The 17,784-nt window shown below is 69.8% G+C and carries 19 protein-coding genes; 14 read left to right on the top strand and 5 right to left on the bottom strand.

Annotated features, from left to right (window positions below; genetic code table 11):
- The first annotated feature begins 4 nt into the window (after positions 1 to 4).
- Positions 5 to 1,369: an FGGY-family carbohydrate kinase gene (locus A5695_RS18280; RefSeq protein WP_068085267.1), complete on the top strand. Its 1,365-nt coding sequence runs from the start codon at positions 5 to 7 to the stop codon at positions 1,367 to 1,369.
- 9 nt (positions 1,370 to 1,378) lie between these two features.
- Entirely contained in the window at positions 1,379 to 2,044 is a 666-nt protein-coding gene (locus A5695_RS18275) for a GNAT family N-acetyltransferase (RefSeq protein WP_068085155.1), read from the top strand.
- Between the two features lie 52 nt (positions 2,045 to 2,096).
- Here A5695_RS18275 and A5695_RS18270 read toward each other — a convergent pair whose 3' ends face one another.
- Entirely contained in the window at positions 2,097 to 2,999 is a 903-nt protein-coding gene (locus A5695_RS18270) for a class I SAM-dependent methyltransferase (protein WP_068085152.1), read from the bottom strand.
- A gap of 231 nt (positions 3,000 to 3,230) precedes the next feature.
- On the opposite strand from A5695_RS18270, the gene secY reads away from it, so the two are divergent.
- The 10 genes from secY (at position 3,231) to A5695_RS18220 (ending at position 12,338) form a co-directional block, all read left to right on the top strand.
- Entirely contained in the window at positions 3,231 to 4,556 is a 1,326-nt protein-coding gene (gene secY, locus A5695_RS18265; RefSeq protein ID WP_055405236.1) for a preprotein translocase subunit SecY, read from the top strand.
- On the top strand, positions 4,553 to 5,098 hold the full coding sequence (locus tag A5695_RS18260) for an adenylate kinase (RefSeq protein WP_068085149.1): 546 nt from the start codon (positions 4,553 to 4,555) through the stop codon (positions 5,096 to 5,098). Before secY ends, A5695_RS18260 begins: the two co-directional genes overlap by 4 nt.
- 2 nt (positions 5,099 to 5,100) lie before the next feature.
- Positions 5,101 to 5,901, top strand: coding sequence for a type I methionyl aminopeptidase (gene map / locus A5695_RS18255; RefSeq protein ID WP_068085146.1), 801 nt, complete (start codon positions 5,101 to 5,103; stop codon positions 5,899 to 5,901).
- 106 nt (positions 5,902 to 6,007) lie between these two features.
- Positions 6,008 to 6,499 carry a sigma-70 family RNA polymerase sigma factor gene (locus A5695_RS18250; protein WP_068085143.1) on the top strand — a complete coding sequence of 164 codons (492 nt, stop codon included), beginning with the start codon at positions 6,008 to 6,010 and terminating at the stop codon, positions 6,497 to 6,499.
- Between the two features lie 32 nt (positions 6,500 to 6,531).
- Complete coding sequence (locus A5695_RS18245) at positions 6,532 to 7,266, top strand: anti-sigma factor (RefSeq protein ID WP_068085140.1); 735 nt, start codon at positions 6,532 to 6,534, stop codon at positions 7,264 to 7,266.
- A gap of 124 nt (positions 7,267 to 7,390) precedes the next feature.
- Positions 7,391 to 9,136, top strand: coding sequence for a thiamine pyrophosphate-binding protein (locus A5695_RS18240; protein ID WP_082946169.1), 1,746 nt, complete (start codon positions 7,391 to 7,393; stop codon positions 9,134 to 9,136).
- The gene (locus A5695_RS18235; RefSeq protein ID WP_068085136.1) at positions 9,117 to 9,764 is read left to right on the top strand and encodes a hypothetical protein; all 648 of its coding nucleotides are present in this window, start codon (positions 9,117 to 9,119) and stop codon (positions 9,762 to 9,764) included. The genes A5695_RS18240 and A5695_RS18235 overlap by 20 nt, the downstream gene beginning before the upstream one ends.
- Before the next feature lie 4 nt (positions 9,765 to 9,768).
- Positions 9,769 to 10,779 (top strand): 3-oxoacyl-ACP synthase III family protein, encoded by a 1,011-nt coding sequence (locus tag A5695_RS18230; protein ID WP_068085132.1) that lies wholly within the window; start codon positions 9,769 to 9,771, stop codon positions 10,777 to 10,779.
- A complete protein-coding gene (locus A5695_RS18225; RefSeq protein ID WP_068085129.1) occupies positions 10,779 to 11,825 on the top strand; it encodes a histidinol-phosphate transaminase in 1,047 nt (348 codons plus the stop codon). Before A5695_RS18230 ends, A5695_RS18225 begins: the two co-directional genes overlap by 1 nt.
- A 6-nt stretch (positions 11,826 to 11,831) precedes the next feature.
- The gene (locus A5695_RS18220; protein WP_068085126.1) at positions 11,832 to 12,338 is read left to right on the top strand and encodes a MarR family transcriptional regulator; all 507 of its coding nucleotides are present in this window, start codon (positions 11,832 to 11,834) and stop codon (positions 12,336 to 12,338) included.
- A gap of 108 nt (positions 12,339 to 12,446) precedes the next feature.
- On the opposite strand, the gene mmsB is transcribed toward A5695_RS18220, so the two are convergent.
- From mmsB to A5695_RS18200, 4 genes are all read right to left on the bottom strand, one after another.
- On the bottom strand, positions 12,447 to 13,316 hold the full coding sequence (gene mmsB / locus A5695_RS18215; protein WP_068085122.1) for a 3-hydroxyisobutyrate dehydrogenase: 870 nt from the start codon (positions 13,314 to 13,316) through the stop codon (positions 12,447 to 12,449).
- A 10-nt stretch (positions 13,317 to 13,326) separates the two neighbouring features.
- Entirely contained in the window at positions 13,327 to 14,487 is a 1,161-nt protein-coding gene (locus A5695_RS18210) for an acyl-CoA dehydrogenase family protein (RefSeq protein WP_068085119.1), read from the bottom strand.
- A 6-nt stretch (positions 14,488 to 14,493) separates the two neighbouring features.
- Entirely contained in the window at positions 14,494 to 16,014 is a 1,521-nt protein-coding gene (locus A5695_RS18205; protein WP_068085116.1) for a CoA-acylating methylmalonate-semialdehyde dehydrogenase, read from the bottom strand.
- Between the two features lie 85 nt (positions 16,015 to 16,099).
- The gene (locus A5695_RS18200; RefSeq protein WP_068085260.1) at positions 16,100 to 16,978 is read right to left on the bottom strand and encodes an SDR family oxidoreductase; all 879 of its coding nucleotides are present in this window, start codon (positions 16,976 to 16,978) and stop codon (positions 16,100 to 16,102) included.
- Positions 16,979 to 17,061: 83 nt separating this feature from the next.
- Here A5695_RS18200 and A5695_RS18195 point away from each other — a divergent pair, with 83 nt between their 5' ends.
- Complete coding sequence (locus tag A5695_RS18195) at positions 17,062 to 17,634, top strand: TetR/AcrR family transcriptional regulator (RefSeq protein WP_068085114.1); 573 nt, start codon at positions 17,062 to 17,064, stop codon at positions 17,632 to 17,634.
- A 20-nt stretch (positions 17,635 to 17,654) separates the two neighbouring features.
- Positions 17,655 to 17,784: hypothetical protein (locus A5695_RS30350; protein ID WP_369830209.1), on the top strand; the 130-nt coding region annotated here is incomplete at its 3' end.

The raw sequence follows: 17,784 nt of genomic DNA, 5'->3' as shown, positions 1-17,784 counted from the left end.
GCCCGTGTCACGTGATGACGTCACAATCGGCATCGACGTCGGCAGCACCGCGGTCAAGGCCGTCGCCGCGGACGCCGACGGCCGGGTGACGGCGCGGGTGCGGATCCCGCACCAGTTGCGGGTGCCGGCACCCGGGCGGCTGGAGCACGACGCCGGCGAGGCGTGGCGCCGTGGGCCGGTGGTGGCGCTCGACCAGCTGACCCCCGGGCTGCCGAACATCCGTGCGGTGGCCGTGTCGGCGATGGTGCCGTCGCTGACCGCCGTCGACGCCGACGGTGTGCCGATGACGCCCGGGCTGCTCTACGGCGACGAACGCGGCCGGGCGCCGGAACAGGAGGCGCAGCCGCTGCCCGCACTGGGCGAGGCCGCCGAGTTCCTGCGCTGGACCGCCGCCCGGGCGCCCGGCGCGGCCGGGTACTGGCCGACGCCCGCGGTGGCTAACCACGCGCTGGCGGGCGAGGCGGTGATCGACTTCGCCACCGCCGCCACCGCCTACCCGCTGTTCGACGGCACGCGCTGGAATCCCGAGGCGTGCGCCGAGCGCGGCGCGAGGCCCGACCAGATGCCCCGCGTGGAGAGCATGGGGGCCGCCGTCGGGCGGGTGCGGGGCAGCGGCGCCACGCTGGGGATCGGCGCGATCGACGCGTTGTGCGAACAGATCGTGGCGGGCGCCGACCGCGAAGGCGACGTGCTGGTGCTGTGCGGCACCACCCTCATCGTGTGGACCACCATCGGGGAGCTCCGGCAGGTGCCGGGGCTGTGGACCATCCCCCACACGGCCGCGGGCAAGAACCAGATCGGCGGGGCCAGCAACGCGGGCGGGCTGTTCCTCGGCTGGGTGGATCGCGTCGTCGCGCCCGCCGACCCGGGCGCGGCGCGGCCCGGGCGGGTGCCGGTGTGGTCGCCCTACATCCGCGGAGAGCGCACCCCGTTCCACGACCCGGACCGCCGGGCCGTGCTCGACGCCCTGGACCTCACCCACGATGCCGCCGCGCTGCGGCGAGCCGCCCACGAGGCGTCGGGCTTCGTGGTCCGCCAGCTGATCGAACTCAGCGGGGCGCCCACGGCCCGGGTCGTCGCCACGGGCGGGGGCACCCGGGTCGGGCCATGGATGCAGGCCATCGCCGACGCCACCGGGCGGCCGGTCGAGGTGTCCGCGGTCCCCGAGGGGGCGGCGTTGGGCGCGGCCTTCCTCGCGCGGATCGCGGCGGGCCTGGAAACCTCGATCACCGACGCCGCGCGCTGGGCGCGCACCGAGCGCGTCGTCGAACCCGACCCCGCCTGGGCGGCCCCGGTCGAGGACCGCTACCAACGGTTCCTGGAGCTGGGAAACCGGCGATGTAGCGCGCTACCCCCACCGGCGTTCTAGGCTGGTGCAATGACCGACCACGACCGCAAAGCCGCCCGCCGCGAGATCGCCGATGCCCTGCTGAAAGCCCTTGAACGGCGGCATGAAATCGCCGATGTGGTGGTGGAGTCCGAGAACAAGGCGGCCGCGGTCGAGGCGATCGTGCGGCTGCTCGACACCTCCCACGTGGCCGCCGAAGCGGTGATGGGGATGTCGTTCGATCAGCTCACCATCGACTCGCGCCGCAAGATCCTGACCGAACTCGAGGACCTGAACAAGCAGCTGAGCTTCACCCTTGGCGAGCGTCCGGCCAGCTCGGGGGAGACCCTGGAACTGCGGCCCTTCTCCGCAGACTCCGATCGCGACATCTTCGCCGCCCGCACTGAGGACATGGGTGCCGCCGGCGACGGGTCCGGCGGGCCGGCCGGCAACCTCGACGACGAGATCAGCGCGGCGCTCGGGCGCCTCGACGACGAGGAGGCCGCGTGGTTCGTGGCCGTCGATTCCGGCGAGAAGGTCGGAATGGTGTTCGGCGAGTTGCTCGGCGGCGAGGTGAACGTGCGGATCTGGATTCACCCCGAGCACCGCAAGAAGGGATACGGCACCGCCGCGCTGCGCAAGTCGCGCACCGAGATGGCGTGGTGCTTCCCGGCAGTGCCGATGGTGGTGCGCGCCCCGGCCGCCAAGCCCGGCTAGCGGCGATCGCGAGTGCGGCGTAGCCGGGCGCGGCGGGTCGCCGCCATTCGAGCTAGCTCCGCGTCGCGGTGATGGTGACCATGTTGCGCAGTGGGGACGTCTCGTCGTCGGGGAAGGTCAGGCCGTAGTCGGCGAAGTACTCCCGGCGCTCCCGGGTGGTGACGTGCCAGCCGCGGCCGGTCAGGTAGTCCACCACGTTGCTGCGCTCGCCGTCGAAGAACAGGCTCGACAGGTCGATGTCGCAGCCGATGTTGGCCCACCGGTCGTTGAACTGTTTTGCGCGTTCGGCCATCGTCCGGTCCGAGTCGCCGTGGACCTCGGTCGCCAGCTTGCTGCCGGGGGCGCTGAGTTCGGTGATGTTGTCGAACAGCTTGTCCTGGGCTTCGGGCGGCAGGTACATGAGTAGGCCCTCGGCGCTCCACGACGTCGGCCGTGTGGGGTCAAACCCGCTGCGCCGCAATGCTTCCGGCCAGTCGTCGCGCAGGTCGACGCTGACTGTCCGGCGTTCGGCCGTGGGGGCGGCGCCCAGCTCGGCCATCGCGGTTGTCTTGAATTCGACGACCTTGGGCTGGTCGACCTCGTAGACGACGCTTCCGCGCGGCCAGCTCAGGCGGTACGCGCGGGCATCGAGGCCGGCGGCCAGAATCACCGACTGGCGGATTCCGTCCCGGGCGCCGTTCAGGAAGAAGTCGTCGAAGAATCGGGTGCGCACCGCGATCGAATCGGTTTCCAGTTGCAGGGCGCGTTCGCCGTCCGGCGCATCCCCGGACAACTCGCCGTCGACCAGGCGACGAAAGAAGTCCAGCCCGACCGCTCGCACCAGGGGAGCCGCGAAGGGGTCGTCGATGATCCGGTCGGTGCCCGCGCTGGCCAGCGCGCGGGCCGCGGCGACCATTGTGGCCGTGGCACCGACGCTGGACGCCAAGTCCCAGCTGTCTTGGTCAGTGCGTGTCATGGTGCTCCTATTTACTTAGCAAATGCAACGAGCCATCCGCACTCTACCTTCCGTGGCTTACGGCTTCCTGTGCTTTCCTGGGTGGTCGCCGACGGCCGTGGACGGAGTCGCCCAGTCCAGCTGTTAGTCTCGTACACGGTTTGACGCGCTTTAGATAAAGCGGCCGTACGTCCTGGCCTGCGGGTGTTGGGCGCGTAATGCAGGAGACCCCCCGGCTGCGCAGGAGGAAGAGTGCTTTCGGCTTTCATCTCATCGCTGCGGACAGTCGACCTGAGACGGAAGATCCTCTTCACGCTGGGCATCGTCGTTCTCTATCGGCTGGGCGCCGCTTTGCCGTCCCCTGGCGTCAATTTCCCGAATGTCCAGCAGTGCATCAAGGAGGCCAGCGGCGGCGCGGCCGGCCAGATCTATTCGCTGATCAACCTGTTCTCCGGCGGTGCGCTGCTCAAACTGACGGTGTTCGCGGTGGGGGTGATGCCCTACATCACCGCCAGCATCATCGTGCAGCTGCTCACGGTGGTCATCCCGCGGTTCGAGGAACTGCGCAAGGAGGGCCAGTCCGGGCAGGCCAAGATGACGCAGTACACGCGTTACCTGGCGATCGCGCTGGCGATCCTGCAGGCGACCAGCATCGTGGCGCTGGCGGCCAACGGCGGGCTGCTGCAGGGCTGCTCGCTGGACATCATCGCCGACCAGAGCATCTTCACCCTGGTCGTGATCGTGATGGTGATGACGGCCGGCGCGGCGCTGGTGATGTGGATGGGCGAGCTGATCACCGAGCGCGGCATCGGCAACGGCATGTCGCTGCTGATCTTCGTGGGCATCGCGGCGCGCATCCCGTCCGAGGGCAAGACCATCCTGGACAGCCGCGGCGGGGCGATCTTCGCCGCGGTCTGCGTCGCCGCCCTGGTCATCATCGTCGGCGTGGTGTTCGTCGAGCAGGGCCAGCGCCGGATCCCGGTGCAATACGCCAAACGCATGGTGGGCCGCCGCATGTACGGCGGAACGTCGACCTACCTGCCGCTGAAGGTCAACCAGGCCGGTGTCATCCCGGTCATCTTCGCGTCGTCGCTCATCTACATCCCCCACTTGATCACGCAGCTGATCCGCAGTGGCAGCGGCGGCGTGGGCAACAGCTGGTGGGACAAGTTCGTCGGCAGTTATTTGTCCGACCCGAGCGACCCGATTTACATCAGCATCTACTTCGGGCTGATCATCTTCTTCACGTACTTCTACGTGTCGATCACGTTCAACCCCGACGAACGTGCCGACGAGATGAAGAAGTTCGGCGGGTTCATTCCCGGTATCCGGCCGGGCAAGCCCACCGCCGACTACCTGCGGTATGTCCTGAGCCGGATCACCCTGCCGGGCTCGATCTACCTCGGCGCCATCTCCGTGCTGCCCAACCTGTTCCTGCAAATAGGCAATGGCGGAGCGGTTCAGAATTTGCCGTTCGGCGGTACCGCGGTTTTGATCATGATTGGCGTCGGCTTGGATACGGTCAAGCAGATCGAGAGCCAGCTGATGCAGCGCAACTATGAAGGGTTCCTGAAGTGAGAGTCGTTTTGCTCGGGCCGCCGGGGGCGGGCAAGGGAACGCAGGCCGAGAAGCTCTCCGAGAAGCTCGGGATCCCGCACATTTCCACCGGTGAGCTGTTTCGCAGCAACATCCAGAACGGCACCGAGCTCGGTTTGGAGGCCAAGCGTTACCTGGACGCCGGCGACTTGGTGCCCTCCGAGCTGACCAACCGGCTCGTCGACGACCGCCTCAGCGATTCCGACGCGGCCGGGGGTTTCGTCCTCGACGGGTACCCCCGGTCGACCGAGCAGGCCAAGGCGCTGCACCAGATGCTCGAACGCCGCGGCACCGACATCGACGCGGTGCTCGAGTTCCGCGTCTCCGAGGACGAACTGCTGCAACGGCTGAAGGCCCGAGGCCGCGCCGACGACACCGACGGCGTCATCCTGAATCGGATGAAGGTCTACCGCGACGAGACCGCGCCGCTGCTGGAGTACTACCGCGACGCACTCAAGACGGTCGACGCCGTCGGCTCCATGGACGAGGTGTTCGCCCGCGCCCTGCAAGCGCTGGGCAAGTAATCGTGCGCCCGCTGGCCCGGCTGCGGAGTCGCAAAGTCGTGCCGCAGCGCACCCCCGACGAACTCGAGGCGATGGCGGCGGCCGGGTCGGTGGTCGCGGCGGCACTGCAGGCGGTGCGGGCGGCGGCGGTCCCCGGGGTGTCGACCCTGGGCCTCGACCAGATCGCCGAGTCGGTGATCCGGGAGGCCGGCGCGATCCCGTCGTTTCTGGGCTATCACGGTTACCCGGCCTCGATCTGCGCCTCGGTGAACGAGCGGGTGGTGCACGGGATCCCGTCGGCCGGAGAGATTCTGGCGTCGGGTGACCTGGTGTCCATCGATTGCGGCGCGGTGCTGGACGGCTGGCACGGCGATGCGGCGATCACGTTCGGCATCGGGACCCTCGATGCGGCCGACCAGGCGCTCTGCGACGCCACCAGGGAATCGCTGGAGGCCGGGATCGCGGCGATGGTCCCCGGCAACCGGCTGACCGACGTCTCGCACGCCATCGAAACGGGCACCCGAGCGGCCGAGGGCCGGTATGGGCTCGCGTTCGGCATCGTGGAGGGCTACGGCGGCCACGGCATCGGCCGGCACATGCACATGGACCCGTTCCTGCCCAACGAGGGCTCGCCGGGGCGCGGCCCGCTGCTGGCCCCGGGGTCGGTGCTGGCGATCGAACCGATGTTGACGCTGGGGACGGGCAAGACCGTAGTGCTCGACGACGAGTGGACCGTCACCACCTCCGACGGGTCCCGTGCGGCACACTGGGAACACACCGTGGCCGTCACCGACGCGGGGCCGCGCATCCTGACCGTGGCTTAGCCGACTGAACTAAACACCGGTTCGACTCGTTTCAGTAGTCGGAGGTGATCCAGTGGCCCGTGTGGCAGGCACTCGTGGGGCGTCGGGAGCTGCCGAAGCCGCCCTGATGAAGGCGCTCTACGACGAGCACGCAGCGGTTCTGTGGCGCTACGCGCTCCGGTTGACGGGCGACGCGAGCCAGTCCGAGGACGTGGTCCAGGAGACGTTGTTGCGAGCCTGGCAGCACCCGGAGGTCATCGGGGACACCGAGCGCTCGGCGCGGGCCTGGCTGTTCACGGTCGCGCGCAACATGATCATCGACGACCGGCGCAGCGCCCGTTTCCGCAACGTCGTCGCCTCGACGGACGAGGCCGGAGCGCCCGAGCGGTCGACGCCCGACGAGGTGAACGCGGCGCTGGACAAGCTGCTGATCGCCGACGCGATGGTGCAACTGTCCGCGGAGCACCGGGCCGTGATCGAGCGGTCCTACTACCGCGGATGGACCACCGCACAGATTGCTGCGGACCTCGGCATCGCCGAGGGAACGGTGAAGTCGCGATTACACTACGCCGTGCGGGCGTTGCGGCTCACTCTGCAGGAACTTGGGGTCACCCGCTGAGGGGCTCCGAAAGCTTGAAGGGTGAAGAGGAAATGGATGACATGAAAGCGTCGCTACGGGGGATCGGCCCGCCCGACGACCCGTACGTGATGTGGGACGCCGCATACGTGTTGGGCTCGTTGTCGGCCGCCGAGCGACGCGAATTCGAGGCGCATCTCGCGCACTGCCCGGCCTGCCGGGAGGCCGTCGCCGACCTGAGCGGTGTGCCGGGCCTGCTCTCGCAGCTGAGCCGCGACGAGGTCGCCGCGATGGACGACCCGGCCGCGCAATCGTTGGCTGCGACACCGGAGATGTCGCCGGAGCTGTTGACGTCGTTGCTGGCCAAGGTGAGTTGGCGCCGGCGCCGCACGCGCATCGTGACCTGGGTGGCTTCGTCGGCCGCGGCGGTAGTGCTCGCGGTCGGTGTGTTCGTCGGCGTGCAGGGGTATTCGTCGTCCTCGTCGCAGCAGGTGACCGCGTCGGCGGCCCCGATGGCGCAGGTGAGCACGACGCTGCTGACCTCCACGGTGGAGCTGTCCAGCCAGCACTGGGGCACGTCGATCAACCTGCGGTGCGTGTGCCTGGCGCCCTTGAACGCGCACCATGACACGCTGGCCATGGTGGTGGTGGGTCGCGACGGCAGCCAGACCCGGCTGGCGACCTGGGTGGCCGTGCCGGGCCACACCGCGACGCCTGCGGGCAGCATCTCGACGCCGGTCGACCAGATCGCCGCCGTGCAGGTGGTTGCCGCTGACAGCGGCCAAGTTCTGCTGCAGCGCTCGATGTAAGGCCCTGACCTGTCTGGCCACCGGCGCTCCCTTCGGGGTCCTGGTGGTGGGCGCGGGCGTGGGCGGCATGGCAGAGTTCACCCGACGGGTGAACCGAGCAAAAGCCCGGCTCGTGTCTGAAGACATGTTCGGCAACTACCGCGTGGTCGATCACATCGTCGGGCAACTGGCGGCGCTGGGCGTGGACCACATCTTCGGTGTCGACGGTGCCAACATCGAGGATCTCTACGACGCCGCGCACTACCGGCCCGAGGTGACCGCGGTGCTGGCCAAGCACGAGTTCTCGGCCGCCACCATGGCCGACGGGTACAGCCGCAGCGGCGCCGGTCTGGGCGTGGTGGCGGCGACGTCGGGTGGGGGAGCGTTGAACCTCGTCGCCGGCCTGGGCGAGTCGTTCGCCAGCCGGGTTCCGGTGCTGGCCCTGGTCGGCCAGCCCGCCACCACGATGGACGGCCGGGGCAGCTTCCAGGACACCAGTGGGCGCAACGGCTCGTTGGATGCCCGGGCGCTGTTCTCGGCGGTGACGCTGTCGTGCGAGCGGGTGCTCGCGCCGGCCGACATCGCGGCGGCGCTGTCCCGGGCGGTCTCCGCGGTGCGCACCGGCGGTCCCGCGGTGTTGTTGCTGCCCAAGGACATTCAGCAGGCCCACATCGCCGTCGAGGATGGCGCCGAGCGTCCGGCCGACCTCGGCGCGCCGATCGGCAACCCGCAGGTCATCGCCGCCGAACTGCGCCGTGCCGCCGGCCAGGTCACGATCATCGCCGGCGAGCAGGTGGCCCGCGACGACGCCCGGATCGAGCTCGAGCACCTGCGCGCGGTGCTGCGCGCCCGGATCGCCACGGTCCCCGATGCCAAGGACGTGGCGGGCACGCCGGGGTTGGGTTCGTCGTCGGCGCTCGGGGTGACCGGCGTGATGGGCCACCCGGGCGTGGCCGAAGCCGTGGCCGAAAGTTCCGTGTGCCTCATCGTCGGCACCCGGCTGACGGTCACCGCGCGCGGCGGCCTGGACGAGGCGCTGGCCGGTGTGCGCACCCTGTCGATCGGGTCGGCTCGGCCGTACCTGCGCTGCGTCCACGTGCACACCGACGACCTGCGTGGCTCGCTGCGCCTGCTGACCCAGGCGCTGCGCGGTGACGGCCGGCCGAACGGCCTGCGCGTGCCGGACGTGGTGCGGCGCACCGAGCTGACGCCGCCGCCCTGCCCCGGCCCGGGCGTGCGGTACCGCGACGCCATGGCGGTGCTGGACCGGACGCTGCCCGACGCCGCGGACATCGTGGTCGACGCCGGCAACACCGGCGCCGCCGCCATCCACTACCTGCCGGCGCGGCGCGGCGGCAGGTTCGTGGCCGCGCTCGGCATGGGCGGGATGGGTTACAGCTTCGGGGCCGGCATCGGGATGGCGTTCGGGCGTGCGAACCGGGGTGGCGACGGCGGCCGCACCGTGGTGATCGCCGGCGACGGCGCGTTCTTCATGCACGGCCTCGAGGTGCACACGGCGGTGCAATACCAGCTTCCCGTCACGTTCGTCCTGTTCAACAACAACGCCCACGCCATGTGCGTGACCCGCGAGCAGCTGTTCTACGACGACCGCTACAGCTACAACCGGTTCCGGCCCAGCACGCTGGGAACCGGCCTGGCGGCGATGTTCCCGGGGCTGACGTCGGTCGACGTGAGCGAACCCGCCCAATTCGCCGCGGCGCTTCGGGTGGCGCTGGACGTTGCCGGCCCGGCGGTGGTCAGCGTTCAGTGCGCCGCCGACGAGATCCCGCCGTTCGCCCCATTTCTCACCGCGCCGTCAAGCAACGCGGCGGTAGCACAACAGCTTTCGACCGCAAAGGAGAACCGGGCCGATGTCGCTGCCAGCGCTTGAGGATATCCCCACCCCCCTCGACGGAGTGGTCCGCATCGAGACCAGCCCACGGGAGCAGGCGACCCCGATCATCATGGAGATGATGCGGTCGGTGTACCCCCACGACCAGGTCTTCGGCCAGTACTGCACGGTCAACGATTACGTCGCGTGCCCGCCCGATGAGCTCTACGAGTACATGTCGGACACCCGCAGCCTTGAGGAGTGGACCTACAGCCTGCGCGGCTTCACGACGACCGACGAACCCGGCCTATGGCTGGCCTACGACCGGCTGGGTGCTCAGACCGAGATCTATACGCGGACCGTCGCCAACGCGGCGGCGCGGACTGTCGACTACCACTGCGCGTGGGATCAGGGCAAGCACCTGTGGATGGTGTATCTGATGCGTGTCATCGATGCGCAGGTGGTCCTGGACAAGCCGGGATCGGTTGTGCTCTGGACCAATTGCCACCACCCGTTCTACGACCGCAATCCCTATCCGCAGACGGCTCCGGCGCAGCGCCCGGTGTGGGTGGGCGACTTCTGGGACATGTTCGGCGCCGGGCACGCGCTCGAGCTGCAGAACCTCAAGGCGATCGCCGAATACCGCCACCGCAACGGCCTGCCGGTGACGCCGAAATGGATGGGGTGACACCATGAGCGTCAGCCTGATCGACGTGTCCACCTATCTGCCCGGCAAGCCGATCGGCGCCGAGTACTACGCGCAATTCGCCGAATCCGACGACCTGCGTGAGAACGTCATGTTCCGCGCCCCGAAGTTTCGTCATCACGTCGGGCCGGACGAGAGTTCCATCGACATGATCGAACGGGCGGCGCAAGGCCTGATCGAGCGGCACGGCCACGACGCGGTCGAGGGCGCCGAGGTGCTCATCACCCACACGCAGGTGCCGGACATGGCGTTCTACGGCCAGGGCGGCGGCATCGCACACCGGCTGGGCATGCGGCCGTCCTGGGTGCTCGACCTGAACAACGGTGGCTGCGCGGCATTCGTGTTAGCGCTCAACGTGGCTCGCAAACTGCTGACCTCCGGTGCGGGGCGGACCGCGCTGATCGCCGTCGCGCAGAACGCGGCGGGGCAGTTCTTCGATCAGCCGACCATTCGCCGCAAGGCGCAGTCCGCGGTGCCCGGCGACGGCGCGGCGGTGGGCCTGGTCACGCTGGGCGACCGATCACCCATCCTGGACGTCGAGTGCCGAACCTACGGCGAGTACGCCGGTGAGATGACTCTGTCCTTCGACCCGCCCCGCAAGTGGTGGCAGGCCGGCTCCGGCGAGGGCAGCATCGGCTTCACCGAGAGCAAGATCACCAAGGTGCTGGCCCGCGGCAACCGCCAGGTTCCCGAGGTGGCGCTGGCGGTGTGCGACCGAATAGGCCTGCCGGCCAAGGAGATCGATCTGCTGGTCACCAACCAGCCGAACCGGGTGTTTCTGCGCAACTGGCGCGAGGCGCTCGAGTTGCCCCCCGAACGGCATCGGGACACTTTCGATCAGTGCGGCAACCTGTTCGGCGCCGGGATCCCGATCAATCTCGACCGCGCGATCGCCGACGGGCAGCTGGTGGCCGGCGACGTCGTCATGATGGCCGCCTTCGCCCACGCCGGCGACTTCGCCGGCGCGGCGGCGGTGCGCTGGGGCGGGCGGGGCTGATGCGGGCCGCCCCTAGCCCCGTCGCCGGCGGCGCGTTGCCCACCGCGCTGGATCCGCTTGCGTTGTCGCTCAACGAGAATCCCTTCCCACCGCTGCCGGCGGTACGGTCGGCGTTGATCCGCTCGTTGCACGCCACCAACCGCTATCCGGAGTTCCTGCCCGAGAAGCTGCGCGCCGTGATCGCCGACCACATCGGGGTTCCCGCCGAGGCGGTGGTGCCGGGTGCCGGCGCGACGGGCGTCGTGCTGCAGGCCCTGCAGGCGCTGACCGTCCCGGGCGACTCGATCGCGATGTCGGCGCCCACCTTCGACGGCTATCCGATCCTCGCGCAGATGGCGCGGCTGAGGTCGCGGACGGTCCCCCTCGACGAGCACGGCCACAACGATCTCGCCGGGCTGGCCCGCGCCGCCGCGGAGGCCCGGGTCGTCGTGCTGTGCCGGCCGCACAACCCCACCGGAACGCTGGAGCCCGTCGCGGCTGTGTGGGCGTTCCTGCGTCGCGTGCCGCGCGACACCGTCGTCCTGCTCGACGAGGCCTACATCGAGTTCACCGCGCCCAAGCAGCGCATCGACGTGGCGACGTTGGTCACCCGGTTTCCCAACGTGGTGGTGGTGCGTACCTTTTCCAAGGCGTACGGTCTGGCCGGGCTGCGGATCGGCTACGGGGTGGCGTCGCGGGAGGTGGCCCGCACGCTGTGGTCGCATCAGCTGCCATTCGGTGCGGCGATCACCAGCTTGCTCGCGGTCGCCGCGTCCTACGGCGCGGAACAGCAACTGCTGGAACGGGTCCGGATGATCAACGCCGAACGCGGTTACCTCCGGATGCGGCTGAGCGTACAGGGGATCTACACCACCGACGCGCATGCAAACTTCATGTACCTGCCTCCGAGGGGTGGGCCCTGGCATGACGTTTTCGCCGGCGGCGGCCCGCGGGTGCGTTGCTACCCCGACGGTGGCGCGCGGATCACCGTGGGCAACCGCGCATCCACGCTGGCGGTGCTGTCCGCGCTGGGGAAAGGCCGCGCCCCCGCGCCACGTGCGGTATGAAGGGGCGTGGCTTCCTCACGACCGCCGAAGCGTGACCCGATCGCCGCGGCGCGCGACAACTGGGAGCGTTCCGGGTGGGCCGACGTCGCGCAGGGGATGATGGCGGTGACGTCGGTGATGCGGGCGCACCAGATCCTGCTGGCCCGCGTCGAAACGGCGTTGCGTCCCTACGACCTGAGCTTCTCCCGTTACGAGTTGCTGCGGCTGTTGGCGTTCAGCCGCACCGGCGCGCTGCCGATCACCAAGGCGTCCGACCGGCTGCAGGTCCACGTCACCAGCGTGACCCACGCGATCCGCCGGCTGGAGGCCGACGGGCTGGTGCAGCGGGTGCCGCATCCGACCGACGGGCGCACCACGCTGGTGCAGATCACCGAGCTGGGCCGCTCGACGGTCGAAGACGCCACCGTCACGCTCAACGAGCAGGTGTTCGCCGACGTCGGGATGTCGGAAAGCGAAGCGCAAGCGTTGGTTTCATCGATCGAGTCGCTGCGCCGCGACGCCGGCGATTTCTGAGGGTGGGGGACGCGCCGGCGGCCTGTCCTCCGCCGAACGTGAACTGGCGGCGGCTTTTCGGGCGATTTTCCGCCCTGAGTACACGCTCGACGCTGGCGGCCCAGCCCGTCAGCGCAGCATCTCGATGACCGCGCTGAAGTCCAAGGCGCCGTGCTCCGTCGCGAACTTGGCGTAGATCTCGGCGGCGTGCTTGCCCAGCGGCGCCGACGACCCGGTGGACGCCACCGCGTCCATGGCCAGGCCCAGGTCCTTGTTCATCAGGGCGGTCGCGAAACCCGGTTTGAAGTCGTTGTTGGCCGGCGAGGTCGGCACCGGTCCCGGCACCGGGCAGTTGGTGTGCACGGCCCAGCAGTTGCCGGTCGCGCCGGTGATGACGTCGAAGAGCGACTGCGCCGACAACCCGAGCTTCTCGGCGAGGACGAACGCCTCGCCGATGGCGATCTGCTGCACCGCCAGCACCATGTTGTTGCAGACCTTGGCGGCCTGCCCGGCGCCCGCCGCCCCGCAGTGAATGACCTTGCCCGCCATGGCGTCCAGCACGGGCCTGGCGCGCTCCAGTGCGTCGTCGTCGCCGCCCACCATGAACGCCAGCGTCCCGGCGACGGCGCCCTTCACGCCACCGGAGACCGGCGCGTCCAGCTGCGACACCCCGTGCGACTCCGCGAGCGCGTGCACCTCGCGGGCGTCGTTGACCGAAATGGTCGAGCTGTCGATGAACAACACGCCCGGTTGGGCGGCCGGCAGGATCTCGGCGTAGCAGCGCTTCACCAGGTCGCCGTTGGGCAGCATGGTGATCACCACGTCGGCCCCGGCAACGGCGTCGGCGGCGCTGTCGAACGTCTTGACCCCGTTGCCGGCCGCGGCGGCGACGGCCGCGGGCATCGGGTCGAAGCCGCGCACTGTGTGGCCGGCGGCCACCAGGTTCACCGACATCGGCCCGCCCATGTTGCCCAGGCCGAGAAAAGCGATGGTCGTCATGGTCACCCTCCTACGCGCTCGCCCGCACTCGCGCGGCCTCGGCCCGGCCGACGACCACCCTCATGATCTCGTTCGTGCCCTCCAGGATGCGGTGCACGCGCAGGTCGCGAACGATCTTCTCCAGGCCGTACTCGCGCAGGTAGCCATAGCCACCGTGCAGCTGTAGGGCCTTGTCGGCCACCTCGAAGCAGGTGTCGGTGACGTAGCGCTTGGCCATCGCGCACAGCTCGACCTTGTTGGGGTCGCCGTTGTCCAGCGCATCCGCGGCCCGCCACAACATCATTCGCGACGTTTCCAGCCCGGTCGCCATGTCGGCCAGGGTGAACCGGATGGTCGGCTCGTCGAGCAGTGCCTTGCCGAACGCCTCGCGTTCCCGAACGTAGGCGCCCGCCTTGTCGAAGGCCGACTGGGCGCCGCCGAGCGAGCAGGCCGCGATGTTGAGCCGGCCGCCGTTGAGGCCGTTCATCGCGATGCCGAATCCGGCACCCTCGCCGTCCGCGCCGCCCAGCATGGCGTCGGCGGGTACCCGCACGCCCTCCAGGATCACCTGCGCGGTGGGCTGAGCGTGCCAGCCCATCTTCTCTTCCTGCACCCCGAAACTGAGCCCGGGAGCGTCCTTTTCGACGACAAAGGCCGAGATGCCGCGCGGGCCCTCACCGCCGGTCCTGGCCATCACCACATAGACATCCGAGGCGCCCGCGCCGGAGATGAACTGCTTGACACCGTCGAGCACGTAGTCGCCACCCTGCCGGACGGCTCGGGTGCTCAGGGCGCTGGCGTCCGACCCCGCGCCCGGCTCGGTGAGGCAGTAGCTGGCGATGGCGTCCATCGCGGCCAGCCGCGGCACCCATTCCTTGCGCTGTTCGGCGGTGCCGAACGTGTCGACCATCCACGCGCACATGTTGTGAATGGACAGGAACGCGGCGGTGGTCGGGTCGGCGATGGCCAGTTGCTCGAAAATGCGGACGCCGTCGAGCCGGCGCAGCCCGCTGCCGCCGACGTCCTCGCGGCAGTAGATCGCGGCCATGCCGAGCTCGGCGGACTCGCGCAACACATCGGTCGGAAAGTGTTTGGCGGCATCCCATTCCAGGGCGTGCGGGGCCAGGCGCTTGGCGGCGAAAGCGGCGGCCGTCTCGCTGATGCCCCGCTCGTCGTCGTTCAGGGTGAACATGGATCCCTAATCCATCGTGGGGATGACGAATTCGGCGCCATCCTTGATGCCGGACGGCCACCGCGACGTCACCGTCTTGGTCTTCGTGTAGAAGATGATGGACGAGGGGCCATGCTGGTTGAGGTCGCCGAAACCGGAGCGCTTCCAACCGCCGAAGGTGTGGTAGGCCACCGGAACCGGGATCGGCACGTTCACGCCGACCATGCCCACCTGCACGCGGGAGACGAAGTCGCGGGCGGCGTCGCCGTCGCGGGTGAAGACCGCCACGCCGTTGCCGTACTCGTGCTCCGAGGGCAACCGCAGCGCCTCTTCGTAATCGTGGGCGCGCACGATGCACAGCACCGGCCCGAAGATCTCGTCGGTGTAGATCGACATGTCGGGGGTGACGTGGTCGAACAGCGTTGGGCCTATGAAGAATCCGCCCTCAAGGCTGGCGTCGTCGAAGGTCAGGTCGTCGCTGCCGCGTTCGCGCCCGTCGATCACTATCTCCGCGCCGGCGGCCACGCCCTGCTCGATGTAGTCGCGCACCCGCGCCAGCGCGGCCCCGGTGACCAGTGGGCCGTAGTCGGCTTTGGGGTCCAGGCTGTGGCCCACCCGCAGGTTGTTGATCCGGTCAACGAGCCTGGCGCGCAGCCGGTTCGCGGTCTGCTCGCCGACCGGCACGGCGACGCTGATCGCCATGCACCGTTCGCCGGCGCTGCCGTATCCGGCGCCGATCAGCGCGTCGACGGCCTGGTCCAGGTCCGCGTCGGGCATCACGATCATGTGGTTCTTGGCGCCGCCGAAGCACTGCGCCCGCTTGCCGGTGGCCGCGGCCGTCGAGTAGATGTATTGGGCGATGTCGGAGCTGCCGACGAAACCCACCGCCTGGATGTCGGGGTGGTGCAGGATGGCGTCGACGGCCTCCTTGTCGCCGTGCACGACCTGGAAGACGCCGGGCGGCAGGCCCGCCTCCAGGAACAGCTCGGCCAGCCGCACCGGGACCGAGGGGTCACGCTCGCTGGGCTTGAGCACGAACGCGTTCCCGCACGCCAGGGCCGGCCCGGCCTTCCACAGCGGGATCATGGCCGGGAAGTTGAACGGGGTGATGCCCGCGACCACCCCCAGCGGCTGGCGCAGCGAGTACACGTCGATGCCGGGACCGGCACCCTCGCTGTACTCGCCCTTGAGCAGGTGGGGGATGCCGATGGCGAACTCGATGACCTCGACGCCGCGCTGGACGTCGCCCCGCGCGTCGGCCAGCGTCTTGCCGTGCTCGAGCGACAGCAGCTCGGCGAGCTCGTCCATGTGCTCGTTGACCAGACCGACAAAACGCATCATCACGCGGGCGCGGCGTTGCGGATTCCATGCGGCCCAACCCTTTTGGGCCTCGACGGCCGAGGCCACCGCGGCGTCGACGTCGGCGTTGGTGGCCATCGGCACCTGCGCCTGCACCTCGCCGGTGCTCGGATTCAAGACGTCGGCGGTGCGGGTGGACTGGCCGGCGGTGCGCTGCCCATCGATGAAGTGGGGGATCTGTGTGGTCATGGTGTCCTCGGGTTCGTGCGCGCGGGAGAGGCGGATACTTGGATATCCTAGTAACTGCCGCCGGGCGTCGCAAGGACGCGGTGTCTCACCCGGGGTAGTTGCCGGCCTCCAGGTCCGCCAGCAGGCTCGGATGCGTGGGGTGCCAGCCGAACCTTTCCTGCGTCAGCTCGCTCGAGGCGGGCTGGTCCAGGGCGAAGATCGCGCCGGCGAACCCGAAATGCTCCGCCGGAACCGACGCCGCGGGGAGATCGAGCTGGCGGCCGATGGTCTCGGCGAGCGCGCGCATCGGGTCGCCCTCGTCCCCGACGGCATGCGCCACCGTCCCGGGGGTCGCCTCCTCGAGCACCACGCGGAACAGGCGGGCGGCGTCGAGAACGTGCACGGCGGGCCAGCGCTGGGCGCCGTCGCCGACGTATCCGGACACGCCGGTTCGACGGGCGGCCTCGACGAGCAGCGAGGCGAAGCCACAGGGCCCGCCCGCCCGATGGACGGAGCGGGGGAGGCGGACCACCGCGGAGCGGACGCCTCGGGCCGCCAGGTCCAGGGCGGCCTGCGCGTTGCGGCCGCGCCCGCCGACGGGACCCTCGACCGGTATCGTGTCGCGCTCGGTGGACGCGCGGCCGGGAATGGGGGGCGTGCCCGAGGCCATCACGAACGGCTTGCCCGTCCCGTCCAGCGCGGCGCCGAACGCCTCGACGGCGGCCGCCTCCTGGGCAACCGCCCTCTCGAAATCGCTGAAGTGCAGGAAGGCGAGGTGAACGACTCCGTCGGAGTCCATGGCGCCCGCGCGCAGGCTCTCCGGGTCGTCAAGATCGCCGGGTAGCACGTCGGCCCCCAGGGACTTGGCGGCCCGCGCCGACGCGTCGGATCGGGTCAGCGCCAGGACCTCGTGGCCCGCGCCGATGAGCTCGGGCACCACGGCCGAACCGATCCCGCCGGTGGCGCCGGTGACGAAAACGCGCATGAGCATCTCCTCGAGTGATGGGACTTGTGTCTCATCACGCTAGCAGAGTGATGGGACAAACGTCCCATCGCTACGATGACCGGATGCCCCGCTGGGAACCGGATGCGCGCGCCCGGTTGGTCGTCGCCGCCCTCCAACTGTTCGCCGAGCAGGGTTACGACCGGACCACCGTGGCCGAGATCGCCGATGAGGCCGGCCTGACGAAGAGCACCTTCTTCCGCTACTTCCCCGACAAGCGGGAGGTGCTGGCGGCCGGTCAGGAGACCCTCGCTCGACTCCTGACTGACGGCATCGCGTCGGTGCCCCCGGACGCGAGCCCGCTCGCCGCGGTCGCCGCCGGGCTGCAGCGGGCGGCCGGGCCGATGACGCCGTTCAATCGCGAGCTGGGTCCCCGGCTGCAGGCCGTCATCGCCAGCAGCACCGAGCTGCAGGAGCGCGACGCTCTCAAACGGGTCGGCCTCGCCGCGGCTATGGCGGACGCGTTGCGCGCGCGGGGTGTGCCGGACCGGGCGGCGGCGCTGGCGGCCGAGCTGGGCGTGCTGGCGTTCAAGGAGGCCTACGCCGAATGGCTCGCCGCGGACGAGGACCGGGACTTGGCCGAACTGGCCCGCAAGGCCCTCGATGACCTCCGCGCGGCGGCGGCCGACATCGGCTGAGCGCGCTAGCCTTCAGGCGTATGCGCACCATCGAGGCCGACTACCTGGTGGTCGGCGCGGGCGCCATGGGCATGGCGTTCGTCGACACGCTGGTCACGGAGACGTCAGGGACGGACGCCCGCGTGGTGCTGGTCGACCGCAACCACCAGC

Origin of the sequence: Mycobacterium sp. E1747 (assembly GCF_001667775.1) — a bacterium.
GTDB lineage: Bacteria > Actinomycetota > Actinomycetes > Mycobacteriales > Mycobacteriaceae > Mycobacterium.
Note: the sequence above shows the minus strand (reverse complement) of the source record. Positions and strands in the feature narration are given on the sequence as shown.

What these genes read in the sequence shown, in the direction of transcription:
- A5695_RS18200 (WP_068085260.1), bottom strand. Translation starts at nt 16,978, where the DNA reads ATGCGCGTTTTCGTCACCGGCGCCACCGGCGGGATCGGTTCGGCCGTG.
- A5695_RS18275 (WP_068085155.1), top strand. Translation starts at nt 1,379, where the DNA reads ATGACCGACCACGACCGCAAAGCCGCCCGCCGCGAGATCGCCGATGCC.
- A5695_RS18270 (WP_068085152.1), bottom strand. Translation starts at nt 2,999, where the DNA reads ATGACACGCACTGACCAAGACAGCTGGGACTTGGCGTCCAGCGTCGGT.
- A5695_RS18250 (WP_068085143.1), top strand. Translation starts at nt 6,008, where the DNA reads ATGAAGGCGCTCTACGACGAGCACGCAGCGGTTCTGTGGCGCTACGCG.
- A5695_RS18230 (WP_068085132.1), top strand. Translation starts at nt 9,769, where the DNA reads ATGAGCGTCAGCCTGATCGACGTGTCCACCTATCTGCCCGGCAAGCCG.
- A5695_RS18225 (WP_068085129.1), top strand. Translation starts at nt 10,779, where the DNA reads ATGCGGGCCGCCCCTAGCCCCGTCGCCGGCGGCGCGTTGCCCACCGCG.
- A5695_RS18245 (WP_068085140.1), top strand. Translation starts at nt 6,532, where the DNA reads ATGGATGACATGAAAGCGTCGCTACGGGGGATCGGCCCGCCCGACGAC.
- A5695_RS18195 (WP_068085114.1), top strand. Translation starts at nt 17,062, where the DNA reads ATGCCCCGCTGGGAACCGGATGCGCGCGCCCGGTTGGTCGTCGCCGCC.
- A5695_RS18240 (WP_082946169.1), top strand. Translation starts at nt 7,391, where the DNA reads ATGTTCGGCAACTACCGCGTGGTCGATCACATCGTCGGGCAACTGGCG.
- A5695_RS18235 (WP_068085136.1), top strand. Translation starts at nt 9,117, where the DNA reads ATGTCGCTGCCAGCGCTTGAGGATATCCCCACCCCCCTCGACGGAGTG.
- A5695_RS18210 (WP_068085119.1), bottom strand. Translation starts at nt 14,487, where the DNA reads ATGTTCACCCTGAACGACGACGAGCGGGGCATCAGCGAGACGGCCGCC.
- A5695_RS18205 (WP_068085116.1), bottom strand. Translation starts at nt 16,014, where the DNA reads ATGACCACACAGATCCCCCACTTCATCGATGGGCAGCGCACCGCCGGC.
- mmsB (WP_068085122.1), bottom strand. Translation starts at nt 13,316, where the DNA reads ATGACGACCATCGCTTTTCTCGGCCTGGGCAACATGGGCGGGCCGATG.